The 25,678-nt window shown below is 72.6% G+C and carries 27 protein-coding genes; 12 read left to right on the top strand and 15 right to left on the bottom strand.

The genetic code is table 11. The features are described 5' to 3' along the window. The first annotated feature begins 13 nt into the window (after positions 1–13). A complete protein-coding gene (locus tag ACF073_RS31840) occupies positions 14–970 on the top strand; it encodes an SDR family NAD(P)-dependent oxidoreductase (protein ID WP_392074893.1) in 957 nt (318 codons plus the stop codon). Here the strand turns inward: ACF073_RS31840 and ACF073_RS31835 are convergent, their stop codons facing one another. From ACF073_RS31835 to ACF073_RS31810, 6 genes are all read right to left on the bottom strand, one after another. Next, positions 971–1,462 carry a DUF6328 family protein gene (locus ACF073_RS31835; RefSeq protein WP_392074892.1) on the bottom strand — a complete coding sequence of 164 codons (492 nt, stop codon included), beginning with the start codon at positions 1,460–1,462 and terminating at the stop codon, positions 971–973. A 49-nt stretch (positions 1,463–1,511) separates the two neighbouring features. Continuing rightward, on the bottom strand, positions 1,512–2,495 hold the full coding sequence (locus tag ACF073_RS31830; RefSeq protein WP_392074891.1) for an aldo/keto reductase: 984 nt from the start codon (positions 2,493–2,495) through the stop codon (positions 1,512–1,514). A gap of 143 nt (positions 2,496–2,638) precedes the next feature. Then, positions 2,639–3,244: a TetR family transcriptional regulator gene (locus tag ACF073_RS31825; RefSeq protein WP_392074890.1), complete on the bottom strand. Its 606-nt coding sequence runs from the start codon at positions 3,242–3,244 to the stop codon at positions 2,639–2,641. Further along, on the bottom strand, positions 3,241–4,734 hold the full coding sequence (locus tag ACF073_RS31820) for an MFS transporter (RefSeq protein WP_392074889.1): 1,494 nt from the start codon (positions 4,732–4,734) through the stop codon (positions 3,241–3,243). The genes ACF073_RS31825 and ACF073_RS31820 overlap by 4 nt, the downstream gene beginning before the upstream one ends. Positions 4,735–4,843: 109 nt before the next feature. Further along, positions 4,844–5,665, bottom strand: coding sequence for a lipase family protein (locus tag ACF073_RS31815; protein ID WP_392074888.1), 822 nt, complete (start codon positions 5,663–5,665; stop codon positions 4,844–4,846). A 43-nt stretch (positions 5,666–5,708) separates the two neighbouring features. Further along, positions 5,709–6,899: an FAD-dependent monooxygenase gene (locus tag ACF073_RS31810; protein WP_392074887.1), complete on the bottom strand. Its 1,191-nt coding sequence runs from the start codon at positions 6,897–6,899 to the stop codon at positions 5,709–5,711. 332 nt (positions 6,900–7,231) lie between these two features. On the opposite strand from ACF073_RS31810, the gene ACF073_RS31805 reads away from it, so the two are divergent. Both ACF073_RS31805 and ACF073_RS31800 read left to right on the top strand, forming a co-directional pair. After that, a complete protein-coding gene (locus tag ACF073_RS31805; protein ID WP_392074886.1) occupies positions 7,232–7,618 on the top strand; it encodes a tyrosinase cofactor in 387 nt (128 codons plus the stop codon). A 35-nt stretch (positions 7,619–7,653) separates the two neighbouring features. Continuing rightward, complete coding sequence (locus tag ACF073_RS31800) at positions 7,654–8,475, top strand: tyrosinase family protein (protein WP_392074885.1); 822 nt, start codon at positions 7,654–7,656, stop codon at positions 8,473–8,475. A gap of 1 nt (position 8,476) precedes the next feature. Here ACF073_RS31800 and ACF073_RS31795 read toward each other — a convergent pair whose 3' ends face one another. Both ACF073_RS31795 and ACF073_RS31790 read right to left on the bottom strand, forming a co-directional pair. Further along, positions 8,477–9,175, bottom strand: coding sequence for a ribonuclease H (locus tag ACF073_RS31795; protein ID WP_392074884.1), 699 nt, complete (start codon positions 9,173–9,175; stop codon positions 8,477–8,479). A 34-nt stretch (positions 9,176–9,209) separates the two neighbouring features. Then, the gene (locus ACF073_RS31790; protein ID WP_392074883.1) at positions 9,210–10,004 is read right to left on the bottom strand and encodes a VOC family protein; all 795 of its coding nucleotides are present in this window, start codon (positions 10,002–10,004) and stop codon (positions 9,210–9,212) included. Between the two features lie 316 nt (positions 10,005–10,320). Here ACF073_RS31790 and ACF073_RS31785 point away from each other — a divergent pair, with 316 nt between their 5' ends. From ACF073_RS31785 to ACF073_RS31770, 4 genes are read left to right on the top strand one after another with little or no spacing between them, the layout of a single operon-like run. Continuing rightward, positions 10,321–11,763, top strand: coding sequence for a family 2B encapsulin nanocompartment shell protein (locus tag ACF073_RS31785; RefSeq protein ID WP_392074882.1), 1,443 nt, complete (start codon positions 10,321–10,323; stop codon positions 11,761–11,763). Continuing rightward, complete coding sequence (locus ACF073_RS31780) at positions 11,760–12,833, top strand: family 2 encapsulin nanocompartment cargo protein terpene cyclase (RefSeq protein ID WP_392074881.1); 1,074 nt, start codon at positions 11,760–11,762, stop codon at positions 12,831–12,833. The genes ACF073_RS31785 and ACF073_RS31780 overlap by 4 nt, the downstream gene beginning before the upstream one ends. Before the next feature lie 55 nt (positions 12,834–12,888). Then, positions 12,889–13,767: a geranyl diphosphate 2-C-methyltransferase gene (locus ACF073_RS31775; RefSeq protein ID WP_392074880.1), complete on the top strand. Its 879-nt coding sequence runs from the start codon at positions 12,889–12,891 to the stop codon at positions 13,765–13,767. Positions 13,768–13,821: 54 nt separating this feature from the next. Next, a complete protein-coding gene (locus ACF073_RS31770; RefSeq protein WP_392074879.1) occupies positions 13,822–14,730 on the top strand; it encodes an aminoglycoside phosphotransferase family protein in 909 nt (302 codons plus the stop codon). Positions 14,731–14,748: 18 nt separating this feature from the next. Here ACF073_RS31770 and ACF073_RS31765 read toward each other — a convergent pair whose 3' ends face one another. Then, on the bottom strand, positions 14,749–15,231 hold the full coding sequence (locus ACF073_RS31765; RefSeq protein ID WP_392074878.1) for a VOC family protein: 483 nt from the start codon (positions 15,229–15,231) through the stop codon (positions 14,749–14,751). A gap of 131 nt (positions 15,232–15,362) precedes the next feature. Here ACF073_RS31765 and ACF073_RS31760 point away from each other — a divergent pair, with 131 nt between their 5' ends. Continuing rightward, positions 15,363–16,559 (top strand): epoxide hydrolase family protein, encoded by a 1,197-nt coding sequence (locus ACF073_RS31760; RefSeq protein ID WP_392074877.1) that lies wholly within the window; start codon positions 15,363–15,365, stop codon positions 16,557–16,559. A gap of 13 nt (positions 16,560–16,572) precedes the next feature. Here ACF073_RS31760 and ACF073_RS31755 read toward each other — a convergent pair whose 3' ends face one another. After that, the gene (locus tag ACF073_RS31755) at positions 16,573–16,965 is read right to left on the bottom strand and encodes a helix-turn-helix domain-containing protein (protein ID WP_392074876.1); all 393 of its coding nucleotides are present in this window, start codon (positions 16,963–16,965) and stop codon (positions 16,573–16,575) included. 274 nt (positions 16,966–17,239) lie between these two features. On the opposite strand from ACF073_RS31755, the gene ACF073_RS31750 reads away from it, so the two are divergent. After that, positions 17,240–18,130, top strand: a complete 891-nt coding sequence (locus tag ACF073_RS31750; RefSeq protein WP_392074875.1) for an RNA polymerase sigma factor SigF — start codon at positions 17,240–17,242, stop codon at positions 18,128–18,130. 41 nt (positions 18,131–18,171) lie between these two features. Here ACF073_RS31750 and ACF073_RS31745 read toward each other — a convergent pair whose 3' ends face one another. From ACF073_RS31745 to ACF073_RS31735, 3 genes are all read right to left on the bottom strand, one after another. Next, complete coding sequence (locus ACF073_RS31745) at positions 18,172–18,624, bottom strand: ATP-binding protein (RefSeq protein WP_392074874.1); 453 nt, start codon at positions 18,622–18,624, stop codon at positions 18,172–18,174. Between the two features lie 410 nt (positions 18,625–19,034). Next, entirely contained in the window at positions 19,035–20,246 is a 1,212-nt protein-coding gene (locus tag ACF073_RS31740) for a streptophobe family protein (RefSeq protein ID WP_392074941.1), read from the bottom strand. Between the two features lie 160 nt (positions 20,247–20,406). Further along, positions 20,407–20,817, bottom strand: a complete 411-nt coding sequence (locus ACF073_RS31735) for a hypothetical protein (protein WP_392074873.1) — start codon at positions 20,815–20,817, stop codon at positions 20,407–20,409. A 323-nt stretch (positions 20,818–21,140) separates the two neighbouring features. Between ACF073_RS31735 and ACF073_RS31730 the strand changes: the two genes are divergently transcribed. Continuing rightward, a complete protein-coding gene (locus tag ACF073_RS31730; protein ID WP_392074872.1) occupies positions 21,141–21,524 on the top strand; it encodes a nuclear transport factor 2 family protein in 384 nt (127 codons plus the stop codon). A 60-nt stretch (positions 21,525–21,584) separates the two neighbouring features. On the opposite strand, the gene ACF073_RS31725 is transcribed toward ACF073_RS31730, so the two are convergent. Continuing rightward, positions 21,585–22,502: an AraC family transcriptional regulator gene (locus ACF073_RS31725; protein ID WP_392074871.1), complete on the bottom strand. Its 918-nt coding sequence runs from the start codon at positions 22,500–22,502 to the stop codon at positions 21,585–21,587. Between the two features lie 73 nt (positions 22,503–22,575). Between ACF073_RS31725 and ACF073_RS31720 the strand changes: the two genes are divergently transcribed. After that, entirely contained in the window at positions 22,576–23,595 is a 1,020-nt protein-coding gene (locus ACF073_RS31720) for an oxidoreductase (protein WP_392074870.1), read from the top strand. Here ACF073_RS31720 and mgrA read toward each other — a convergent pair. After that, positions 23,585–24,577: an L-glyceraldehyde 3-phosphate reductase gene (gene mgrA / locus ACF073_RS31715; protein ID WP_392074869.1), complete on the bottom strand. Its 993-nt coding sequence runs from the start codon at positions 24,575–24,577 to the stop codon at positions 23,585–23,587. The two genes, ACF073_RS31720 and mgrA, sit on opposite strands and share 11 nt — an antisense overlap. A 111-nt stretch (positions 24,578–24,688) precedes the next feature. On the opposite strand from mgrA, the gene ACF073_RS31710 reads away from it, so the two are divergent. After that, the gene (locus tag ACF073_RS31710; protein ID WP_392074868.1) at positions 24,689–25,603 is read left to right on the top strand and encodes a LysR family transcriptional regulator; all 915 of its coding nucleotides are present in this window, start codon (positions 24,689–24,691) and stop codon (positions 25,601–25,603) included. Positions 25,604–25,678 lie beyond the last annotated feature (75 nt).

Below are 25,678 nucleotides of genomic sequence, written 5' to 3'. Positions count from 1 at the left end.
GGAGACCCCCCTCATGTCCGTACCCCAGACCCCCCGCGCCTTCGGGGCGAGCACCACCGCCGCGGAGATCATCGACGGCGTCGACCTGCACGGCCGCCGGGCCGTGGTGACCGGAGCCAGTTCCGGGATCGGCGTGGAGACGGCGCGGGCACTCGCCGCGGCCGGTGCCGATGTCACGCTGGCCGTGCGGGACACCGCGGCGGGCGCCCGCGTGGCGGCCCGCCTGGAAGCGGAATTCCCGGTGGGATCAGGCACGTTGACGGTCGGTCGGCTGGATCTGGCCGACCGGTCGACGGTCGCGGCGTTCGTGGCGGCCTGGAGCGGCCCGCTGCACATCCTGGTCGGCAACGCCGGTGTGATGGCCCCGCAGGAGCTGGTGCGCACCCCCGACGGCCGGGAACTGCAGTTCGCCGTCAACCATCTGGGCCACTTCGCCCTCGCCACCGGTCTCCGCCCGGCGCTCGCGGCGGCGGACGGCGCGCGCGTCGTCTCGGTGAGTTCCCTCGGCCACCTCTTCTCACCGGTCGTCTTCGACGACCTGGACTACCGCTTCCGCCCGTACGACCCCTGGACCTCCTACGGCCAGTCCAAGACCGCCAACGTGCTCTTCGCCGTCGGCGCCGCCGAGCGCTGGGCAGGTGACGGCATCACCGCCAACGCGCTGATGCCGGGCAACATCGCCGACACCTCCCTCGCCCGGCACCTGGACGTGGGGCAGGTGGCCGACTTCGTCGCCTCGGGCGAACTGGCGCTGCCCCCGCAGAAGACCGTGGCGCAGGGAGCGGCCACCTCGGTGCTGCTGGCCGCGTCGCCGACGGTGGCCGGCGTCACCGGCCGCTACTTCGAGGACTGTGCGCAGGCCGCCCCGGTCACCGGGCGGGCCGATGCCGTCGCCGGTGTCGCGCCGTACGCCCTGGACCGGGAGAACGCGGAGCGGCTGTGGGCCGTGTCCGAGGCTCTCGTGCGCTAGCTAGCGCGACCGGGTCGTGTGCCGCCGGCGGACCCACAGGGGCAGGCCGTACCAGCACACGAGGTACCAGGCCAGGACGGCGGCCACCAGATACGGCACGTAGCCGTTGTGCGTGGCCACGCGGAGGATCAGCAGCAGGGACGATGTCATCGTGGCCAGCAGCAGGATCAGGCCGACGAACGTCATCCGGGAGGCCAGCCGCACCGCCTGCGGCTTGACCCGGCGTCCGGCGACCAGCCGGTGCAGGGAGACCGGCCCGACGAGGGCGCCGGTCGTGCAGGCGCCCAGCACGACGGTCACGATGTAGATCACCTGGTCGGTGGTGGCCAGCCGGCCGTACTTCGGCTGGAAGACGACGGTGAGCAGGAAACCGAAGAGGATCTGCACACCCGTCTGGGCGACCCGGATCTCCTGGATGAGGTCGCCCCACATCCGGTCGGCCCGCTCGTCCTCGGTCTCATCGCGCCCGCCGCGCCGTTCGTCCTCCGCCATGCGATGCGGGTAACCGCCCGGACGTTCGTTCAAACGCCGGGCACCGCGGCTACCAGCGGTTTTCGACCTGGTCCTTGATCCGGCGGTCGTACAGCTCGCGGATCGCGGTGACCGTCCGGGCCGGCAGCGGCGGCAGCTTGGCCGCGGCGGCGTTGGCGCGGGCCTGCTCCGGATCGCGGGCGCCGGGGATCACCGTGGTCACCCCGTCCTGCTCGATGATCCAGCGCAGCGCGAGCTGGGCCGGGGTGTACCCCTCGGGGGCGAGCGCGGCGAACTCGGCGGCGGCCTCGACGCCCGTGCCGTAGTCGACGCCGGAGAAGGTCTCGCCCTGGTCGAAGGCCTCGCCGTGCCGGTTGTAGGTGCGGTGGTCGTCGGCCGCGAACACCGTGTCCTTCGTGTACTTGCCGGACAGCAGGCCGGAGGCGAGCGGGACGCGCGCGATGATGCCGACACCAGCCTCGCGGGCGGCGGGCAGCACCTCGTACAGCGGCTTCATCCGGAACGGGTTGAGGATGATCTGCACGCTCGCCACGTTCGGCCGGGCGATCGCGGTCAGCGCCTCTGCGCAGGTCTCCACGCTCACGCCGTACGCGGCGATCCGCTCCTCCTCGACCAGGGTGTCCAGGGCGTCGAACACCGCGTCGCGGGAGTAGACCGGGGTGGGCGGGCAGTGCAGTTGCACCAGGTCGACGCGGTCGACGCCGAGGTTGCGGCGCGAGCGGTCGTTCCACTCGCGGAAGTTGTCCAGGACGTAGTTCTCGGGGATCTGGTCGAGCCGGCGGCCCATCTTGGTGGCGACGAGCACATGCAGATCGGGACGGCCGCCCAGGAACGAGGCGATGGTCCCCTCGCTGCGGCCGTCGCCGTACACGTCGGCGGTGTCGAAGAAGGTGACCCCGGCCTCGGCCGCCGCCTCCAGGACGGACAGGGCCTCCTTGTCGTCCACGGCGCCCCAGTCGGCGCCCAGCTGCCACGTGCCGAGACCGACCACCGATGCCCACTGACCCGACCTGGGGAATGCGCGTTCGTCCATGGCGTCAGTCTGACATCCGGTACGGCGTCACGGGGATCGGACGGCTCCTGCCGCACCCCGCGCACCGCCTTCCCCGACCGCCCCGCCGGCTGTCCCGGGGGACCGTCCCGGACCGGCAGCCGCGCCGCCCGGCCCCGCCGGGATCAGGCCCCGCCGGCCCGTCCCGGGGTCAACTGCGCCTGCACGGCGGGACCATAGCGGTCGGCGACGGCGTCGGCGTCGGTCTCGCGCAGGTGCGGGCCGCGGGCGATGCCGTACATCACGCCGAGGCCGACGAGGGCGGCGACGGCGAGTTCGGCGCGCAGGCCGGCGTCGTCGCCGGCGAGCCTGGCGGCGAGGCGTTCGGTCACCTGGGCGCGGAAGTTGGCGCGCAGGATCTCCCCGTGGTCGCCGTGCAGCGGGGCGAAGGCGATGCGCAGCAGCGGGTCGGCGCCCCGCTCGCGCTGGCTGGACAGGACGTGCCGGACCATGTGCCGGCCCAGCTCGTCCAGCGGGGCGTCGAGCAGGTCGTCGGCGTCGGTGTCGAAGGACATCACGCGGGCGAACAGGGCGTCCTTGTTGCCGAAGTACTTCAGGATGAGCGGCGGGCTGACCCCGGCGCGCTCGGCGACGGCCTTGAGGGTGATGTCGGCGTGCGCCTGCCGGGCCAGCAGCTTGCGGGCGGCCTTCAGGATGGCCGCCTTGGTGGCCTCGGCGTCCCGGCGTCCGGGGGCGGGCGTCCGGTCGGGGGACGTGGTCATGGTCCTCATGCTCCCTCCATCGCCTGGTCGCGGGCGCCCCGGGTGGCGCCGCGGGCTCGCCGGGTGCCGGCGGAGGGGTCGTCGCCCGGGATGGAGAGGGCGGCGGCGCAGGCCGCGAGGGCGACGGCGCCCGCCATGGCGAAGGCCAGCTGGTAGCCGCCGAGGGTGGGCACGGGGACACCGCCGAGCGGGCTGCTGTGGTGGACGAGGACGGCGGCGACGGCCGCGCTGGAGACGGCCTGGCCGATGGTGCGCATGAGGACGTTGACGCCGTTGGCGGAGGCGGTCTGGGCGGCCGGTACGGCGCGCAGGATCAGGGTCGGCAGCGCGGAGTAGGCCAGGGTGGTGCCGGTCGCCACCACGGTGGCACCCAGGATGATCATCCACAGGTCGCGGCTGTCGGCGATGCGGAGCGCGTACCCGCAGGCGATGACGGCCGTGCCGAGCGCGAGGGTGATCCGCGGGCCGCGCGCGGCCGAGATCCGGGCCGACAGCGGGGAGAAGAGCAGCATGGTGACACCGCCGGGCAGCAGGCACAGTCCGGTGGCGACTATGGACAGGCCGAGGCCGTATCCGGTGGCCTTCGGAGCCTGCACCAGCTGGGCGGTGACCAGGGAGTTGGCGTAGAAGGCGAAGCCGGTCAGCAGGGCCGCCACATGGGACAGGCCCACCCGCGGCCGGGTGACGAGCCGCAGGTCGACCAGCGGGCTCGCGGTCCGCAGCTGCTGCCACCACCACAGGGCGAGGACGGCGAAGGCCGCGAGGAACAGTCCGAGGACCCGCGGGCTCCCCCAGCCCCAGATGCCGCCCTGGGAGACGGCGAGCAGCAGGGAGACGAGACCGGCGGCGAGGCCGAGCGCGCCGACGACGTCGAACCGTCCGGGCTCCCGGACCGGTGACTCCCGGACCGCCCACCAGGTGGCCGCGACGCCCAGCGCGCCGAGCGCGCTGGTGAGCCAGAACATGGTGTGCCAGTCGGCGTACTGCACGACCAGCGCGGCGAGCGGCAGGCCGAGCGCGGCGCCGATGCCGACGGTGGAGCTCATCAGCGCCACCGCCGACCCCCGGCGCTCCGGCGGGAGTTCGTCGCGCAGGATGCTGATGGAGAGGGGAACCACGGAGGCGGCGGCGCCCTGGAGCGCGCGGGCGGCGATGAGCACGCCGATGTCCGAGGAGAGCGCGCACATGACGGAGCCGACGGTCATCAGGGCGAGCGCGGCGGTGAGCACCCGGCGCTTGCCGTACATGTCTCCGGCCCGGCCGAGGACGGGGGTGAGGACGGCGCCGGAGAGCAGGGTCGCGGTGACCGTCCAGGAGACGGCGGCGGCCGACGCGCCGGTGAGCCGGGGCAGGTCGGGCAGGAGGGGGACGACCACGGTCTGCATGACCGCCATGAGGATGCCGCCCGACGCCAGCACCGGGATGGTGAGCCGGTCGCGCAGTCGGGCGGCCGGCGTGCCGGTGCCGGGCGGCGGGGATATCGGGGCGGTCTGGTCCATCGGCGCTCCTGCGGTGGCACGATCGGTCGGGAGATCGAACAGTGAATAACAATTCACCCTAGCGAGTGAATGGGTATTCACCAACTCGTCCGGCCGGGAGCGGGCCGGCTCAGGCCAGGTTCCGCTCCAGGGCGGCCAGGTAGTTGCCCATGAAGTGGTCCCGGACGCCGTCGCCGGCGGGCGCGAGCAGGTCGGCGGTCAGGCCCTTGGCCCGGTCGCCCAGCGCCGACAGCATCGGCATCGACTCGTGCAGCCGGCCCTTGGAGTCGATGTAGCGCAGCGCCCTGACATGGGTGTAGGCGGGCTCCGGCGGGAGCTGCGGGACGATGTCGTTGTTGTTGACGAAGCGGAACATCCGGCCGCCGAAGCCCTTGTGGAACGCCTCGGCCAGCAGCCGGTCGCAGGTCCGGGGCTGGCCGTAGGTGTAGACGCCGTCCGCTGCCAGGCGCGGCTCCTCCAGGAAGAGGCGGGCGCCGGCCAGCATCGCGAGCGCTCCGCCGAGGCTGTGCCCGGTGAAGTAGACGCTCTGGCCGTCGGTGTGCAGCTCGGCGAGCGTGTCGCGGACGGCGGGGTAGACCGACTCCAGGGCCTGGGCAAAGCCGTGGTGGACGTAGCCGGTGCCGCCGGGGCCGGGCCAGGGCGGGGTGGTGGCGTCGGAGAGCCAGTCCTTGATCTGGGCGGGCTCGGTGCCCCGGAAGGCGGTGACGATCATCCGGTCGCTGGCCAGGGTGTACGCCTGGGTGTCCTGGAGCGGGAAGGGCGGGGTGAAGCGGGTGTGGTGGTGGCGTACCTCCTCGAAACCCCACTGGGCGGCCTGGTCCTCGATGACGGACGGTTCCTTGTAGGCCAGTTCGGCGGCGCGGGCCAGCCAGTAGGCGCGCTGGACGCTGTATCCGGTCGAGGTGTGGTCGAACATGACGGGTACGGCCATGGAGGCTCCCTCGGTGCGGTGGGGGGTGCGGTGGGGGTGCGGGCTAGCGCCGGCGGGCGTGCAGGGCGCGGGCGGCGCGGGGGCCCAGCCAGCGCTTGAGCCGGCGCAGCGCCTCCAGCTGTCCGGCCGCCTTGTCCAGGCCGTAGTAGAGCTGCGGCGGCACGTACGGCAGCAGCGGCGAGTGGCGCTGGCCGAGCAGGGCGAACATCCGGTGCGGGGGCAGCTGGATGTAGCGCGGCAGGTTCTCGTACCACTGCGCGCTGTAGCGGGCCGCGCTCTGCACGGAGAGCAGCTCGGCCTGGCGCCGGGCCTGGTAGGCGGCGAGGGCCTCGGGGAGGCCGGCATGCTCGCGCAGGGCGCCGGCCAGGCACATGGCGTCCTCCAGGGCGAGGGTGGTGCCGGCGCCGATGGAGTAGTGGGTGGTGTGGGCCGCGTCGCCCAGCAGGACCAGGTTGCCGTGGTGCCAGGTGCGGTTGGTGAGGGTGCGGAAGTTCAGCCAGGAGGCTCCGGGGCGGGCGACGAGCGGGTGGCCGTCGAGGATGCCGGCGAAGAGTTTCTCCAGCAGGACGAGGCCCTCGGCCTGGTCGGCGCGGTCCAGGCCGAGGCCGGTGTAGGTCTCCGGGGAGCATTCGACGACACAGGTGCTGTGGTCGCCGCTGTAGCCGTAGCCGTAGGCCCAGATCCAGCCGTGCTCGGTCTCGGCGAAGGAGAAGGTGAAGGCGTCGAAGACGCGGGTGGTGCCGAGCCAGATGTAGTGGTTGCGGCCCGAGGTGATCCGGGTGCCGAAGTGCTCGGCGAGGGGTGTGCGCAGGGCGCTGTGCACGCCGTCGGCCGCGACGACGAGGTCCGCGCCGGCGGGCGGCTCCGTCACCTCGCTCTCGAACTCCAGGCGGACGCCGAGGGCGCGGGCCCGGCCGGCGAGCAGGTCGAGCAGCCGGTGCCGGCCGATCCCGAAGCCCTCGTCGCCGTGGTGCCGGGTCGTCAGGTCGCACACATGGGCGACGCCGTCGCTCCAGCGGACCGAGCGGGCCTCGACCTCCCGTGCCGTGTCGGGGTCGTGCGCCCGGAGCCGGTCCAGCAGGCCGCGCCAGTACGTCACGCCCCAGCCGTAGGTGGAGCCCTCGGGGTTGCGTTCATGGACGGTGATGTCGTGGGCGGGGTCCTGCAGCTTGAGCAGGATGGCGAGGCAGAGCCCGGCGGGCCCGCCTCCGACACAGACGACCTTCACGTGCACACCCCTGATAGTCACCGGACGTGATCGAACGGCACCGGAGGGTAGCAGGGAGGCAGGTCATCCGATCGCGTCAGTTTGGCGTGGTGAGCCGCACCACTCGGACGGACGGCAGCCGGGAAAGATCATCGAAAACCCGGGCGACCCGGCAAGGAATTCCCCGTTCCGGTGTGGATCCGCCTACCGCCACAGCAAGATCATCTTGGTTCAACTCTGTATGACATGTGGTTAATTGTCCGGATCACAGCCAACCCGTTCCGGGCGATTTCTGCCGCTCCGGAACGTCCCGATAGGCATGCGTCATCACCACCGGACCACTCTTCTGGAGGACCCGCATGCCCGACATCACCCGGCGCCGCGCGCTCACGACGGCCGCCGCCGTCGCCGCCACCGGCGCGGTCATCACCCTCGCCGCGCCGGCCGCGCCCGCGGCGCCCGCCGCCGGCCACCACGGGGCCCCCTCGCCCGAATCCTTCGACGAGGTCTACAAGGGCCGCCGGATACAGGGCGCTCCGGCCGCCGGCGGCGGACACCACCACGAACACGGCGGCGGCTACGCGGTCTTCATCGACGGCATGCAGCTGCACCTGATGCAGAACGCCGACGGCACCTGGATCAGTGTCGTCAGCCACTACGACCCGGTCGCCACCCCGCGCGCCGCCGCCCGTGCGGCGGTCGACGAGCTGCAGGGCGCACCGCTGCTGCCGTTCCCCGCCAACTGACCGCCCCCACAAGGACTTCCGGAGCACCCCGCACCATGACCGTACGCAAGAACCAGGCCACCCTGACCGCCGACGAGAAGCGCCGGTTCGTCGGCGCCGTCCTCGAACTCAAGCGCAGCGGGCGCTACGACAACTTCGTCCGCACGCACAACGAGTTCATCATGTCGGACACCGACAGCGGCGAGCGGACCGGCCACCGCTCGCCCTCCTTCCTGCCCTGGCACCGCAGATTCCTGCTCGACTTCGAGCAGGCGCTGCAGTCCGTGGACTCCTCGGTCGCGCTGCCCTACTGGGACTGGAGCACCGACCGCACGGTGCGGTCCTCCCTCTGGGCGCCGGACTTCCTCGGCGGCACCGGACGCAACAGCGACGGCCGGGTGATGGACGGCCCCTTCGCCGCGTCCACGGGCAACTGGGCGGTCACCGTGCGGGTCGACACCCGCACGTTCCTGCGCCGCTCGCTCGGCTCCAATGTGAGCGAGCTGCCGACGCGCGCCGAGGTGGAGTCGGTTCTGTCGATGGCGACGTACGACATGGCGCCGTACAACAGCGCCTCGGACGGCTTCCGCAACCACCTGGAGGGCTGGCGCGGGGTCAACCTGCACAACCGGGTGCACGTCTGGGTCGGCGGGCAGATGGCCACCGGCGTCTCGCCCAACGACCCGGTGTTCTGGCTGCACCACGCCTACATAGACAAGCTGTGGGCGGAGTGGCAGCGCCGCCACCCGGGCGTCGGCTATGTGCCGACCGGCGGCACGCCGGACGTGGTGGACCTCAACGACACCATGAAGCCGTGGAACAACGTGCGTCCGGCGGACCTGCTGGACCACACCCCGTACTACACCTTCGACGTCTGAGTCAGGACTCGGCGGTACGGCACTCCGGATGGCCCCAGCCCTGCGCGTTCTTGGCGATCTGCTCGCCGGCCGCGTAGGACCGGCCGCACAGGCAGCGGCCGGGGAACTTCGCCTTGAGCGTGCGGGAGGACGCGGCGCCGCCGGTGCGGCGCGGCGTCTTCCGGCGCGGCGCCCCGGCCGCCTTCGGCGTGTCGGGCGACGGCGGGGGTTCCGCCGAGCCGAGTGCGCTGCCCGCCGGCTCCTGGACGGTGGCCGCCTGGCTGGCCGCGCGGTCGGCGAAGTCGTTCAGCGGATCGCCGTCGGCCTGGTGGGCGGGCACATAGCGGAACTCGACGGCCCGGCCGCCGAGCAGCTCGTCGATGCGGACCACCAGGTCCTGGTTGGCCACGGGCTTGCCGGCGGCGGTCTTCCAGCCGTTGCGCTTCCAGCCGGGCAGCCAGGTGGTGACGGCCTTCATCGCGTACTGCGAGTCCATCCGGATCTCCAGCGGCACGTCCGGTTCGACGGACGCGAGCAGCTGCTCGAGCGCCGTCAGCTCGGCGACGTTGTTGGTGGCCCGGCCCAGCGGGCCCGCCGCCCAGCGGGCGGGGGTCCGCTCGTCGTCGTCCGAGACCACCCATGCCCATCCGGCCGGCCCGGGGTTTCCCTTCGAAGCCCCGTCGCACGCGGCCACCACACGTTCACGCATGCACTCGATCATGCCATGGGCGCGGGCGGCACCGTTCCCGGGCCGCTCAGACGTCCTTGATCTTCGGCATCTCGCCCTCGGTGGTCGCGATGTCGATCACCGAGAAGTTGGCGCCCTGCGGATCGCTGAGCGCCGCGAACCGGCCGAAGGGGCTGCTCATGGGCCCGAAGCGGAGGATCCCCCCGAGTTTGACCGCCCGGTCGACGGCCGCGTCGCAGTCGTCGACGGTGAAGTAGACGTTGATGTACGACGGCACCTCCGGCGGGAAGTCGTCGGTCATCCGCATCCGGCCGAGGACGGTGTCCTCGCCGATGTCGAACATCCGGAAGTCCACCGACTCGTCCTCGATCTCCTTCATCCGGTACGGGAAGACCGCGCAGAGGAAGGGGTCGGCCTGCTCCGGCTCGCGGGTGAACACCTCGGCCCAGCAGTAGGCGCCGGGCGTGCCCTGCGCCTCGAAGCCCTCGTGGGTACCGGCCTGCCAGACCCCGAACACGGCTCCGCTGGGCTCCCGGGCCAGGCACATCGTGCCGAAGTCGCCGACCCGCATCGGCTCCATCAGCACCTCGCCGCCGTGCTGCCCGATCTTCGCCGCGGTGGCGGCGGCATCCGGCGACGCGAGGTACAGGCACCACTGCGACTGCCCCTCCTGACCGGGCATCGGCGGGACGACTGCCGCCACGGCCTTGCCGTCCACATAGGCCTGGGTGTAATTGCCGTACTCCGACGTCGACTCGCCGAAGGTCCAGCCGAGGACGTCTCCGTAGAACCTCTTGGCTCCCTCGACGTCACTGAACATCGCGTCGGCCCAGCAGGGCGTTCCTTCGGGTTGCACAGCCATGGTCGGGGCCCTCTCGCTCAGCCGGTCGTCCCCGCTTCCTCACGCTAGTCATCCCGCCGTCGGCCCGCGCGCCGAACGCCCGGGCCCGCAAACCCGGTGCGGCCCGGGGCACGGAGGCGACGGACCGGCGCGCGATCTTCCGGCCCCCCGCGGAACGCTCCCGGCGGGAGGTTTACACACACCGATGATCACAACCGCCCCTTTCACGCTGTACCCGGACATCACGCGTCCTGTTTGGCTGGTCCGAGCGCACCGGCACCCTGCGCACCGCCGACCGACCCGCATCACCCCTGTCCGCTTCTCCGCAGGAGGGAATGTGTCCACTCCGGACATCGCCACCGGTCCCGCAGTCGACGAACCCGACCCCGGGCCTCCCGCCGACGCTCAGCTCACCAGTCTGAGCACCCGGGCGGCCCGCCAGCTGACCACCACCACCAAGTCCGAACCGCAGATGCAGGCCATCACCTCGCGATGGCTGCTGAAGACCCTGCCGTGGGTCGACGTCAAGGGCGGCGCCTACCGGGTCAACCGGCGGCTGCACCTGCGCACCGGCCGCGGACGCGTGCACTTCGAGCAGAACGGCGCCGACGACATCCGGGTCGTCCCCGAGACGCTGACCGAGCTGCCGGTCCTGCGCGGTTACGCCGACACCGACGTGCTCCGGGAGATCGCCGGCCGCTTCCGGTCCCGGGAGGTGCGTCCGGGCCAGGTGCTGTTCGAGGCGGGGCAGCCGGTCACCGAGACCTACCTCGTGGCGCACGGGCGCTTCACCCGGTACGCCGAGGGAAAGTACGGCGACGAGGAGATCGTCGGCGTCGTCACCGACGGCGACCAGCTGGGCGACGAGGCGGTCGGCCAGAGCGATCCGCTGTGGCTCACCTCCGTCCGGGCGGAGACCGCCGGTGTGGTGCTGGCGCTGCCCTGGGCGGTCGTGCGGGAGTTCAGCGAGCGGGCGCCGTCCCTCGCGGCCCATCTGGCGGCCTACGCCGAGCGGCAGCGCCGGCCGATGAACCGCAAGGGCGAGGCGGAGGTGCCCCTGCAGGCCGGCCATGTGGGCGAGCCGACCCTGCCCGGGGGCTTCGTCGACTACGAACTCGCGCCGCGCGAATACGAGTTGTCGCTCACCCAGACCGTGCTGCGGGTGCACACCCGGATCGCCGACCTCTACAACGACCCGATGGACCAGACCGCCCAGCAGCTGCGCCTGACCGTCGAGGAGATCCGCGAGCGCCAGGAGTGGGAGCTGGTCAACAACCGGGAGTTCGGACTCCTGCACAATGTCGACTACGGCCAGCGGATCAGCACCTTCACGGGACCGCCCACGCCGGACGACATGGACGAGCTGCTGGCGATGCGGCGCAAGACGAAGGTGTTCCTCGCCCATCCGAAGGCGATCGCGGCCTTCTTCCGGCAGTGCAACAAGCGGGGCCTGGTGCCCGGTACCGCCAGCGTCGACGGCCACGAGGTGCCCGCCTGGCGCGGGGTGCCGATCTTCCCGTGCGGCAAGATCCCGGTCACCGGGAACCACACCAGCAGCATCATCGCGCTGCGCACCGGCGAGGCCGACCAGGGCGTGGTCGGCCTCTACCAGACCGGTATCCCCGAGGAGTACCAGCCGGGCCTGAACGTCCGCTGCATGGGCATCAACAGCGCCGCGATCGTCAACTACCTCGTCACGGCCTACTACTCGCTGGCCATCCTGGTGCCCGACGCGGCGGGGATCCTGGAGAACGTCCAGATCGGCCGGACCGCCGAGTGACGGCCGGGAGCGCGTCCACGACCACACCGGCCACGGCCTACCGGCTGCCCGGCCCGCCCGACATCGCCGGGAGCATGCGCAGGGACCGGCGCACCGGGACGGTCCCCGGGCTGCGCCACCGGCCGGCCGCCCCCGCCGACCCGGCGAAGGCCGCCGAGGTCGACCGGCGCCTGGAGACCTGGGCCCGCGGGCTCGACCTGTTTCCCGAGGCGTGGAAGGGCGACTTCTCCGGCTTCCAGTTCGGCCGGGCCGTCGTCCTGCAGCATCCGGGCGCCCTGGACATCGAGCGCCTGACGGTCGCCGGCCAGCTGCTGCTCGCCGAGAACGTCGTCGACTCCTGCTACTGCGAGGAGGACGAGGGCCGGGGCGGTGCGCGCCGCGGCCTGGGCGGGCGGCTGATCATGGCCCAGTCGGCGATCGACCCCTACCACGGCGTCCCGGAGCTGGAGGAGGAGTGGCGCGAGGGCGTACGGGCCGACGGTCCGCTGCGCTCGTACCACTTCGCCCTCGCCGACTACGCCGCCTTCGCCACCCCCAGCCAGACCGGCCGGTTCGTGCACGACATCGCCCGGCTGCACCTCGGCTATCTCGCCGAGGCCGCCTGGGCCGAGACCCGGTACGTGCCCAGGGTGTGGGAGTACCTGGTGATGCGGCAGTTCAACAACTTCCGGCCCTGCCTCTCGATCGTCGACGCGGTGGACGGCTACGAACTGCCCGAACAGGTCTACGCCCGCCCGGAGATCCAGCGGATCACCGCCCTGGCCTGCAACGCCACGACCATCGTGAACGACCTGTACTCCTTCACCAAGGAGCTGGCCGGCGACCCCACGCACCTCAACCTGCCGCAGGTGGTCGCCGCCAACGACCGCTGCGGGCTCAAGGCCGCCTATCTGAAGTCCGTCGAGATCCACAACCGGATCATGGAGTCCTTCGAGGAGGAGTCCGCTCTCCTGTCCGGGACCTCGCCCCTCGTGGAGCGCTACGCCCAGGGGCTCGCCGACTGGGTGTCCGGCAACCACGAGTGGCACGCCACCAACAGCCACCGCTACCACCTGCCCGACTACTGGTAACCACCCCCCGCTTCACGGAACGAACCACCGCCCCATGCGCTACGAGGAGTCACCGTTGACGACCGTGCCCGTCGCCCGGACCGCATCCGTTCCCGTGCCGGCTCAGTCCACGTACCAAAATCGCGTCGCCGACTACTGGAACGCCGAGGAGAACCCGGTCAACCTCGAACTCGGCAGGATCGACGACCTCTATCACCACCACTACGGCATCGGGGCGGCCGACCGCTCGGTGCTGGACGAGCCGGACAGCACGCTGCGCAGGGAACGCATCACCACCGAACTGCACCGGCTCGAACACGCCCAGGCCGAGCTGCTCGCCTCCCATCTCGGGCCGCTCTCGCCCACCGACCGGGTCTTCGACGCCGGCTGCGGCCGCGGCGGCGGCAGCGTCGTGGCACATCTGCGGTACGGCTGCCACGCGGACGGTGTCACCCTCTCCACGAAGCAGGCGGACTTCGCCAACGAGCAGGCCCGCGCCCGGGGCATCGACGCCAAGGTGCGCTACCACCACCGCAACATGCTCGACACCGGCTTCGAGACCGGCGCGTACGCGGCGTCCTGGAACAACGAGTCCACCATGTACGTCGAGCTGGACCTGCTCTTCGCCGAGCACTCCCGGCTGCTGCGCCGCGGCGGACGCTACGCGGTGATCACGGGCTGCTACAACGACACGTACGGGCAGGCGTCCCGTGAGGTGTCGCTGATCAACGCGCACTACATCTGCGACATCCATCCGCGGTCGGAGTACTTCCGCGCGATGGCCCGCAACCGGCTGGTGCCGGTCCATGTCGAGGATCTGACGGAGGCCACCATCCCGTACTGGGACCTGCGCAAGGAGGCGGAGCACCTGGTCACGGGCATCGAGGAAACCTTCCTCTCCGCGTACCGCAACGGCAGCTTCCAGTATCTGCTCATCGTGGCGGACCGGGTCTGAGCCCGGCGTAATCCCGTGGACGGCGAGGGCGCCGAGGCACTGGGATGGGCTCCCATGAGTGCCTTCGACCACCAGCGGCCGCAGCGGATGCACGCGGACGAGGCCGTCCTCGACGCCCCGCTGGTCCGCCGCCTGATCGCCCGCGCCTTCCCGGAGTGGGCCGCGCTGCCCGTACGGCGTCTGCCGTCCTCCGGGACCGAGAACGCCATGTTCCGGCTGGGCACCGACCTCGTGGTGCGGCTGCCCCGGCGCCCCGCCGCCGCGGCGGACATCACGCACGAGCGGCACTGGCTCCCCCGGCTCGGTCCGCTGCTCCCGGTGGCGGTGCCCGAGCCGCTGGGGGTGGGCGGGCCGGACGAGGACTACCCCTGGCCCTGGGCCGTCTACCGCTGGCTGGCCGGCCGCAACCCGGCGGCGGGGGCGGTCGACCGGCCGGAGCGGCTCGCCGGGGAGCTGGGGGCGTTCGTGTGCGCGCTGCGCCGGATCACCCCGCGGGACGGCCCGGCGGGGTACCGGGCCGGTCCGCTGGGGGATCGTGACGCGGCCACCCGTGCGGCCATCGCCGAGCTGGCCGGAAGGGTGGACACCGACGCGGTGACGGCCTGCTGGGAGCGGGCCCTGCGCGCCCCGGAGCACACCGGGCCGCCGCTGTGGGCCCACGGGGACCTGTCGCCCGGCAATGTACTGGTCGACGGGGACCGGCTGAGTGCCGTGATCGACTTCGCGACCGCGGGCGTCGGCGATCCCGCCGTGGATCTGATCGTGGCCTGGAACCTGCTGCCCGCGACCGCCCGGGGCACCTTCCGCGAGGCCGTCGGCGCCGACGACGCGCAGTGGGCACGCGGCCGGGGCTGGGCGCTGTCGATCTCCCTCATCCAGCTGCCGTACTACTGGCACACCAACCCGGCGCTCGCCGAGAACTCCCGGCATGTGCTCGCCGAGATCCTGGCCGAGACCGGGTAGCCGCGTGCCGGGCCGGGGTCACTCCCCCGCGTACGCCTGTTCCAGCGCGGCGGAGTCCAGCTTGCCCATGCCCATCATGGCCTTGGTGGCACGCGCGGCCTTCTCCGGGTCGGGGTCGGCGATCATGTCGATCAGCCGGGCGTAGACGACCTGCCAGGAGACGCCGAACCGGTCCTTGACCCAGCCGCAGGGGCCGCCCTCGCCGCCGTTCTCGGTGAGCTTCGTCCAGTAGTGGTCGATCTCCGCCTGATCGGAGCAGAGGATCTGGAAGGAGATCGCCTCCGTGAAGGTGAACTGGGGGCCGCCGTTGAGCGCGACGAACTTCTGGCCGTTGGCGGTGAACTCGACGGTCAGCACGGAGCCGGCCGGTCCGGGCCCGGAGTCGTTGTAGCGGACGACGCGCCCTACGGCGGAGTCCTTGAAGACGGACACGTAGTAGCGCGCGGCCTCCTCGGCCCTGCCGTCGAACCAGAGACATGTGGTGAATCCGCCGGTGGTCATGAGTACCTCCTGGGGTGGTGTGGGGCGGGGAACACGGTCCTGTGTGTCGACCGCTCGCCCGCGCGAAACTCATCGGCCGGGGCGCCACGACATCCGAACGGGCGAGGGAGCACCCGCCTAGCATCGGGATCATGACCTCCACCCCGGACGCGCGTGTCCGGCCCTTTGCTCTCACGGTCCCGCAGAGCGACCTCGACGATCTGCGGGACCGTCTCGACCGCACCCGCTGGCCGGCCGAACTGCCGGGCGCCGGCTGGGAGTACGGCGTCCCGGCCGGCTATCTGCGGGAGCTGGTCGCGTACTGGCGGCATGTGTACGACTGGCGGGCCGCCGAGGCCCGGCTGAACGCATGGCCGCAGTTCACCACCACGATCGACGGAGCGCACATCCACTTCGCGCATCTGCGCTCCCCCGAACCGGACGCCACCCCGCTGCTGCTGACCCACGGGTGGCCGGGTTCGCTCGTGGAGTTCCTGGAGGTGGCGGGGCCGCTCGCCGACCCGGCGGCGCACGGCGGCGACCCGGCCGACGCCTTCCATGTCGTGGTACCGACCATTCCGGGCTTCGGGCTGTCGGGGCCCCCCACGGAACCCGGTTGGGAGGCCGGCCGGGTCGCCGACGCCTGGGCGGAGCTGATGCGCCGGCTCGGCTACGAGCGGTTCGGTGCCCACGGCGGCGACTGGGGCGCGATGATCTCCCGGGAGCTGGGCCGCGCCCATCCCGGCCGCGTCATCGGCGTCCACCTCACCCTGCTGCCCGGCGCGCACGCGGCCACCGAGCCGACCGAGGAGGAGCTGGCCGGGCTCGGGCCCGAGGAGCGGGAGCGGACGCTGCTGTCGTGGCGCGGCTGGTCGCGGTGGTCGCGGGAGGGCACCGGGTACGCCGCCCTGCAGTCCACCCGGCCGCACACCCTCGGCTACGCGCTGACGGACTCGCCGGTGGGCCAGCTGGCCTGGATCATCGAGAAGTTCCGGGAGTGGAGCGACTGCGCCGAGCTGCCGGAGGAGGCCGTCGACCGGGACCGGCTGCTGACCAACGTGATGCTGTACTGGCTCACCGGCACCGCCGCCTCGTCGGCCCGGATCTACTACGAACGGGCGCACGCCACGGGCCGCGGCGCACGCCCGGACGAGCCGTCGACGGTACCGACGGCACTCGCCCTCTTCCCGGCCGAACCCCAGATTCCGCTGCGGCACAGGGCGGAGCGCACCGAGAACCTGGTGCGCTGGACGGAGTTCGACCGGGGCGGCCACTTCGCGGCCATGGAGGAGCCGGACCTGCTGATCGGCGATGTCCGGGCGTTCTTCCGCCAGCTGCGCGAGGGGTGAGCCGACGGCCGGGTCAGGCGGCCAGGCAGAGCCCCTGGTAGGACCGGTGCGGCGCGGCGGCGGGCCGGCGGCGCACGGTCGTACGGCGGGTCAGCTCAGCGTGCGTGAGCGACAGCAGATCACCGAGGCCCAGGCCGAGCGCCTGCGCCGCGGCGGCGAGGACCTCGGAGGACGCCTCCTTGCGCCCGCGCTCGATCTCCGACAGGTAGGGCAGCGAGATCCGGGCCGTGTCGGCCACGTCCTTCAGCGTGCGCTGCTGCGCCTGCCGCTCGCGGCGCAGCACCTCCCCGACCAGATCCCGCCACAGGGGCTCCCTGCGGTCGGTCTCGGCTTCCGGTGCGTCCGGGCGCGCGGGGGCCGGACGCAGGGGGATCACTCGGGCTCGGTCGCTCACCGGGTCGGTCATCCCGTCAGCCTAGGGGCGGCGCGGTCGCGGGCAAGGGGGCCGCGTTCCGCCCTGAGGGAAATCCGGACCGGGCCGGACCTGGTGCGATCGTTTTCCGCCAGTGCGGCGGAACGGGTGCATGCGGGGCGTGGCCGGGGGTACCCGCGCCGTGAACGACTCCGCAGGATGCATGACTCGCTCCAAAGTGGGTACTCGCACGGCACGTGAGCTGGACAGAGACCGTACGCAGGCCCTGGCGGGCATGCGTCGCATCGTGACTTTCGTGGGAGAGGTAATGACTACCGCCGCCGGCATCCGGTCGCAAGCAGAGGTCGTCGAGGGGACCGAGCAGGACAGGACGGGCGAAGGAGCACTGCCTGGCATCGCGGACCCGGCGTCCGTCGCGCCACGGGACGCGCGGGAGCTGTCCCGCCAGTTCTTCCGCCGGCTGGCCGACGTCGAAGAGGGCACCCACGAATACCAGTACGCGCGCAATACGCTCATTGAGATGAACATGTCGCTGGTGCGGTTCGCGGCCGGGCGGTTCCGCCACCGCGGCGACGACATGGAGGACATCGTCCAGACCGGCATGATCGGCCTGATCAAGGCCATCGACCGGTTCGAGCTGTCCCGCGAGGTCGAGTTCACCTCGTTCGCGCTGCCGTACATCGTCGGCGAGATCAAGCGGTTCTTCCGGGACACCACCTGGGCCGTCCATGTGCCGCGCCGGCTTCAGGAGCTGCGCGTGGAGCTGGCCAAGGCGCGCGAGGAGCTGTCCAGCCGGCTGGACCGGGACCCGACGCTCGCCGAGCTGGCCACGCTGATGAACATCTCCGAGAACGAGGTGGTCGAGGCCCAGCTCGCCTCCAACGGCTACAACTCCGCCTCCCTGGACGCCGCGCTCACGGGTGACGGCCGCGAGGACGGCGAGGCGGTGCTCGCCGACTTCATCGGTGTGGAGGAGGAGGGGCTGCAGCTGGTCGAGGACTGCCATGCGCTCGCGCCGCTGATGGCGGAGCTGAGCGACCGTGACCGGCAGATCATCCATCTGCGGTTCGTGGAGGAGGCCACCCAGGCGGAGATCGGTGAGCGGCTCGGGTGCTCGCAGATGCATGTCTCGCGTCTGATCAAGCGGATCATCACGCGGCTGCGTCAGGGAATGCTCGGCGAACTGGGCTGCGCCTGACGCGGGGCCGAGGCGGTGAGGGGCTGTCGCGAGGCTGCGTCTCAACGCCTCAGTTGGAACACGGCACGGACCCGCTTGCCCACGGGTACGCGCTCAGCGGTGACCTCGGTGGCCAGGGCGTGCACGATCTCCAAGCCGTGCCGTCCGACCCGCTCGGGGTCTTTCGGATAGCGGCGCGGCAGGGCGGTGCTGCTGTCGTACACGGACACCGCGATCATGGTGTCCGTGCCTTCCAGCTCCAGGATGTAGGGCCCGCTGCTGTGCCGGTCGGCGTTGGTGACCAGCTCGCTCACCAGCAGGAGCAGTTCGCCGTCGGCGCGGCCGTCGGCGGTGGCGCACCATTCGGTCCGCAGCTGCTCGAGGAACCGGGCCGCGAAGTCGCGGGCGTCGGCGATGCAGCCGGGTTCACCGGTGTAATGCGCCGCCCGTCGGAGCGGCTCCACGGGTACGTCGAAACCACTCGGTATCACTGCCCCGCCCAGGTACTCGGTCATGCTGTCTCTCTCGGGAATCCCGGCCGGATAGCCCGGACCGGCCGGTCACTGTGCACCAGTCCTGGTACCCCAAGCATGGCCCCCCAGTCCACCTGATGCGTCCGCCATTCGCGCACTGTGGCAATGGTCACGGAATCCGGGCTGCGTCGCCAGTCCTCGGAGGCTCCGGCCGGTGTGCCCGGCGGCGAGGAACCGGCCGGGGACGGGGCGGGGGGACGAGGGTGTGACGTCGCGGCCGGCCCGGGCGAGGAGACGGGGCGTGCCGGTCGTCCCGGACGTCGTCGCCGCGAGGGCGGTGCGGCCCCTCGTCGTCGTGCGCGTCGTCGACCACGAAGACGCCGGCGGCCACCGGAGCCGGCTTCACCACGACCGCCGCACCGGGCCGCTCCGGTTCCCGGCCCTGGCCGGGTCTAGGCGGTGTCCACGGCTCCCCGGCGGTGCACCGGCCGGGCCAGCAGTCCGCCGAGGAACCCGGCCACCAGCCCCCACAGCGCGCCCAGGCCCACCGCCTGCCAGAGCCGGGGCCGGAGGACCACCTCTCCGGCCAGGCCGCCGCCCAGGTTGCCGATGCCGAGCAGGGAGAGACCGTAGTGCGCCGAGATCCGGCCGGTCAGGCAGATCATCAGCACGGTCAGCGCCAGGGCCGCCGCCAGATGCACCGCATGCCGCCAGAGCCGGACGCGGGCCGGTGACCGGACGGCCATCCGGAAGGCCGCCGCGACCAGCAGGACCGCGGCCACCACCAGCAGCCACCACGCCCGGCCGTCGTAGTCGGTGAGCGAGCGCAGGTTCAGCCTGGAGATGTCCGGGGTGCGCAGGACCGTCTCCAGCACCTGCGGCACGGGCAGCCCGAACGGGCCTTCCAGCCGGCCGTTCCAGGTGGCCCCCAGGCCGAGGGTGAGCGCCGGCCAGAGCAGATTGGGCAGGCCGAGCAGGACCAGCGCGCACACCGAGGCGACATGCCCGCGCGTGATCGCCGTGACCAGCGCGGCGACCAGGCCGATGACGACGTAGGCGAGCAGCAGCTCCACCATCGCGTGCGCCGCCGGGCGCACCGACTCCTGCCCGCGCAGCAGCCGCCCCGGGAGCGGGGCGCCACGCGCGACCAGCAGCGCGAGCAGCAGCACTCCGGCCAGCCACAGCAGCCCGAACAGCACGGTCGGCGGCACGTCCGAGGTGAACCCGATCTTCGGCGACGCGTCGAGCAGGTCGGTCAGGTCGCTGAGGGTGCCACTGCGCAGGTCCACGGCGAAGGTCTGCCGGGCGGCGAAGGCAAGGCCGACCAGCGCCGGCAGCCACAGCACCGCGATCCGGGCCGCCCAGCCGGCCAGCTCCCGTCCGGAGGCGACCGCCCGGTGCCGCAGGGGGCGCAGAAAGGCGGCGCCGAGCACCAGGGCGCCGACGAGCGTCACCGACAGCGGGAGCACGGCGAGCGAGGCATGCGTACGGGCGAACACGCCCGCGTCGCCGGAGAGCCGCACGCTGCCGCCGACCGCCGTGACCACGGTCGCGGTCACCACCCGGGGGAACGCGCTGTCCGGCAGGGTCGCGGCGCCCGCCGCCCACAGCCCCAGCGCCGCCACCAGGAACATCACGGCCAGCCCGGTCAGCACCGCGGCCATGGCCTGCGCCCAGCCGTGCCGGGGCACGGGCCGCGCGGAGACGATCGGAGGACTCACCCTGGCCACGCTAGGCAGCGGCCGGGCGCCCCGCCCGCCGGGTGGGCCGTCCGCGTCGGCTTGTGTGCGTGGATGCGCCCCTGGCGGCGGCGGGGGCCGCCGGTCAGGCGACGGGTACGACGAGCGCCGGGACGGTCCGCTGCATGCGCAGTGCGTCGATGGACTCCGCGAGCAGCTCGTACTCGGTGGTGTCGTCGCCGGTCGCGACGCGCACCAGCCGTCCCCCGGCCAACTCGTCGGCGACCAGTTCCTGTTGGGCCGGGTCACCGCACCAGGAGCGCAGCACGGCCGGCACGTCGGGCACGGTGCCGGCGACCGGGACCAGCGCGCCCGCCGGGAAGTGAGCGGCCTCGGGCCGCGGGTCGAGACGGTCGGCGATCCAGTTCGCGCGGTCGCGCAGCCACCACAGGGCGAGGGCGAGGGTGGGCGCCCGGTAGGTACCGAGGGGCACTCCGACGCGCTGTCCGCCGCAGGTGCCGTACGCGGTGACATGGCACAGGAATTCGTCGTGCATGCACACTCCCCCCGACCGCGTCGCCCGCCTGTCGGCTCGCCTCTCCTTCGGCGCGGCTCATGTGCGGTGCGTGATCGGAACTTCGCTGGATGTGAAGGCCGCACAGTCGAGTATGTTCACTGCTGAACCACTGTCACCATGACTTTTTGGCCAGTCTCTTGGCATATTCCGCCCGTCCGCTGGCCGAATTCCGGCGGCCCCGGCCATGACCCGCGGGGTAATCGACGGTCCCCGCGGCGGCGGGCAGAGTACTCGTACCGGGTCACCGCAAGCCGGGATCCGGGCCCCGACCAGTACGAATCCTTTCAGGAGGCTGATCACCCATGTCCGCGAACACCGACCGTCACGAGATCGCCGCCGCTCGTTACTTCGACGCCTGGAACGCGTCCGGCGCGGAGGAGCTGGCCAAGGCCGTGGCCGCCGCCTGGTCCGAGGACGGCACGTACACCGACCCGCTCGCCGAGGTCAGCGGGCACGACGGGATCGCGGCCGTGATCGCGGCGGCCCATGAGCAGTTCCCGGGGTTCTTCTTCCGTCCCCTGGGCTGCGTCGACGGCCACCACGACACGGCGCGCTTCGCCTGGGAGCTGGTGAGCGAGGCCGACGGGTCGGCTCCGGTGGCCGGCTTCGATGTGATCACGCTGGACGCGGACGGCCGCATCCGCTCGGTGCTCGGCTTCCTCGACCGGGTGCCCGCCGGCGCGTGAGGGCCGGGCCGCGCCGGACCGCTCCGCCTTCCCTCGTGGCCGGGGGCCGGGCGGGGCGGTTCAGCCCCTGGCCGCCTCCCGGTAGCGCCGGGGCGCGACGCCGGTCGTCCGCTTGAAGGCGTTGCTGAAGGCGCTCTCGGAGGTGTAGCCGACGGACCGGGCGAGCACCGACACCGGGGCGGTGTCCTGGCGCAGGGCGCGGGCGGCCAGGCCCATGCGCCAGTTCTGCAGGTAGGTCAGGGGCGGCACCCCGGCGGCCTCCCGGAAACGGACGGCGAAGGTGGTCCTGGACATCGCGGCGGCCCGGGCCAGCTCCTCCAGCTGCCAGGGGTGGGCCGGATCGGCGTGCATCAGGCGCAGCGCGGGGGCCAGCCGCTCGTCGGCCAGCGCCCGCAGCCAGCCGGCCGGCAGCCCCGCGGCCTCGTTGAGGCAGGCCCGCAGCACCTGGACGAACATCAGCTGGGCGAGATGGCCGGAGGCGAAGCCGGAGCCGGCGCGGCCGTCGGCCATCTCCCGCATCAGCTCCTCGGTGAGCCAGCGCAGCACCGGCGCCTGTGCCGCGTCGGAGCGCACGTGGATCAGCTCGGGAAGGGCCCGGCGCAGCAGGTCGCCGCTGTCCCGGCTCAGATCGATGTGCCCCGAGACGCACACCACCTCGTCCCCGCCGCCGAGCGCCGCCATCCGGGTGCGCGGGTCCACGGCGACGTCCGCCGGTTCGACCGGCGGGAGTCCGGGTTCGCTGCACAGCACGTACGACCGCCGCCCGTCGGAGACGACGATGTCGCCCCCGGACAGGGCGACGGGTTCGGCGCCGCCCTCGGCGAGGAGCAGACAGCTGCCCCGCACCACGACGTTCACCTTCAGCTTGTCGCGCCCGCGCAGCCGGATCGCCCAGGGCCCGCCGGCCGTGAAGCCGCCGGAGAACACCCCGCGCGCGTCGGCGACGGCGAGGGCGTCGGAGAGAGGATCGGTGGACATGGTCGAACTATCGCGCAAGTAGAGCGCACTCTCAAGCATTCATCGTTCGCGAGCGCGGATCTACGGTGGCCCCATGACCGACATGGACCACGTCGAGGAGACACCCGTCATGACCACCGCACAGCAGCCCCTGCGCTCCGGCTTCGATGCCGCCTCCACCGCCGGCGAGGTGATGCGCGGCATCGACCTGACCGGCAGGACGGCGATCGTCACCGGCGGCTACTCGGGCATCGGCCGGGAGACCGCCCGGGTCCTGCGGGCGGCGGGCGCCGAGGTCGTCGTACCGGCCCGGGATCCGGAGCGGGCCCGCACCGCGCTGCGGGAGGTGGCCGGGGTCGAGGTCGAGCCGATGGACCTGATGGACCCGGCCGCCGTCGACGCCTTCGCGGAGAAGTTCCTGGCCTCCGGGCGTCCGCTGCACATCCTGGTCAACAGCGCCGGGATCATGGCGCCCCCGCTCGCCCGGGACGCGCGCGGGTACGAGTCGCAGTTCGCCACCAACCACCTCGGCCACTTCCAGCTGGCGGCCCGGCTGTGGCCCGCGCTGGTCGCGGCCGGCGGGGCGCGGGTCGTGGCGGTGTCGTCGCGGGGCATCCGCTTCGCAGGTGTCGACTTCGACGACCCGCACTTCGAGCACCGGCCCTACGAGCCGTTCGTGGCCTACGGCCAGTCCAAGACGGCGAACGCGCTCTACGCCGTGGAGCTGGACCGGCGCGGGCGGGCGGCGGGCGTTCGGGCCTTCTCCGTGCACCCCGGCATGATCGTCGACACCGGTCTGGCCAAGCACCTGCCCGCCGAGGCCCTCCGGGCGGCCGGCGCCGTCGACGACGAGGGCCGCCCGGTGCGGGATCCCGCCCGGCAGATGAAGACGGTCGAGCAGGGCGCGGCCACCGGCGTGTGGTGCGCCACCAGCCCGCGGCTCGCCGGGCTCGGCGGCGTCTACTGCGAGAACTGCGACATCAGCCCGCTGGTGACCCCGGAGACCGAGACCGCCTGGTACGCCGGGCACGAGCTGCCCGGCGTCCTGCCGCGTGCGGTGGACCCGGTGGCGGCGGCCCGGCTCTGGCAGGTCAGCGAGGCGCTCACGGCCTGACGATCGCGTCGATCCGCGCCAGCTCGTCGGCGTCGAAGTCCAGGTTGCCGATGGCCGCCACGCTGTCCTCGATCTGTCGCGCGCTGCTCGCGCCGACCAGTGCGGACGTCACCCGGCCGCCGCGCAGCACCCAGGCGAGGGCGAGCTGGGCCAGCGTCTGCCCCCGGGACCCCGCGATCTCGTTCAGGGCGCGCAGCCGGCCCACCAGCTCTCCGGTGACCGCGTCCGAGTTCAGGAACGGGCTGTCGCTCGCCGCCCGGGAGTCCTCGGGGATGCCGTCGAGATAGCGGCCGGTGAGCAGGCCCTGCTCCAGCGGGGAGTAGACGATGGAGCCGACCTGGAGCTCGTCCAGGGCGTCGAGCAGGCCCTCGTCCTCGGGGCGCCGGTCGAGCATCGAGTAGCGCGGCTGGTGGATGAGGAGCGGGGTGCCCAGCTCGCCGAGGATCCGGGCGGCCTCGCGGGTCTGCTCGGCCGAGTAGTTGGAGACGCCGACGTAGAGCGCCTTGCCCTGCCGCACCGCGGTGTGCAGGGCGCCCATCGTCTCCTCCAGCGGAGTGTCCGGGTCGAAACGGTGCGAGTAGAAGATGTCCACGTACTCCAGGCCCATCCGCTTCAGGCTCTGGTCCAGCGAGGACAGCACGTACTTGCGCGAGCCCCACTCGCCGTACGGCCCCGGCCACATCAGGTAGCCGGCCTTGGTGGAGATCACCAGTTCGTCGCGGTAGGGCGTGAAGTCGGCCTTGAGGGCCTCGCCCAGCGCGGACTCGGCGGCACCGGGCGGCGGGCCGTAGTTGTTCGCGAGGTCGAAGTGGGTCACGCCGAGGTCGAAGGCGCGGCGCAGGATGGCCCGCTGGGTCTCGACGGGCCTGTCGGGTCCGAAGTTGTGCCACAGGCCGAGCGACAGGGCGGGGAGCTTCAGGCCGCTGCGGCCGGTGCGCCGGTAGGGCATGTCGGCGTAGCGGTCGGGGTGTGCGGTGTACAACGCGACTCCAGAGGGGTGGGCACACGGTCTACCGGTTCCACTCTTGCCCCGGCGGCGGGCAGCGGTCCAACAGAAGAATCCGATGGAATTCAGCGGCTAGGCTTCTCAATCATGGAACTGCGCCACCTCCAGCACTTCGTCGCGGTCGCCGAGGACCAGCACTTCACCCGGGCCGCCGAGCGCCTGATGGTGTCCCAGTCGGGCCTGTCCGCGTCCATCCGGGCACTGGAACGAGAACTGCGCGCGCCGCTGTTCGTGCGCACCACCCGCCGGGTGACGCTCACCGAGGCGGGGCGCGCGCTGCTCGGGGAGGCCGAGCGGATCCTCGCCCAGGTGCGGACGGCGCACGAGGCGGTGGCGGCGGTGCAGGGTGTGCTGCGCGGCACGCTCGCGCTCGGCACCGAGCAGTGCATCGCCGGTGTGCACGTGGCCCGGCTGCTCGCCGCCTTCCGGGGCCGGCACCCGGACGTGGAGATCCGGCTGCGGCAGGCCGGCTCCGGCGCGCTCGCCGAGGAGGTGGCGGCCGGGCGGCTCGACCTGGCCTTCGCCTACCGCACCCAGGCCGACACCGACCAGCTGCGCTCGGTGTCGCTGACCAGCGAGCCGATGACCGTGCTGTGCCATCCCAGCCACCGCCTCGCCTCGGCCCCGGGCGTCCTCGGCCCGGCCGATCTCGCCGGAGAGGTGTTCGTCGACTTCCACCCCGACTGGGGCCCGCGCCGCATCACCGACGCCGCGTTCGCGGCGGCCGGTGCGCGACGCACGGTGGCACTGGAGGTCAACGACGTGCACAGCCTGCTGGACCTGGTGGACGAGAACCTCGGGATCGCGGTCGTACCCCGCCACTTCCGGCACAAGCGGCCGACGCTCACGGCACTGCCGGTGGATGGCACGGGCGAGGCGGAGTACGAGACGGTCGCCCTGCTTCCGCCGGAGCGGGCCACGAGTCCGGCCGCCCGGGCCCTCGTCACGCTCCTCGAATCGGGGGGCCTGGCGGCATCCCGGTACGGGTTCGAGCCGTCCTGATCCCGCCCGGCCCGTCGCGGCGTTCCACGAGACGACGCTCCAGGCGCGCGGTGCTCCTCCCGAACGGGCCGGCCG

The sequence above is a fragment of the Streptomyces sp. NPDC015171 genome, assembly GCF_043079545.1.
Classification (GTDB): domain Bacteria; phylum Actinomycetota; class Actinomycetes; order Streptomycetales; family Streptomycetaceae; genus Streptomyces.
Note: the sequence above shows the minus strand (reverse complement) of the source record. Positions and strands in the feature narration are given on the sequence as shown.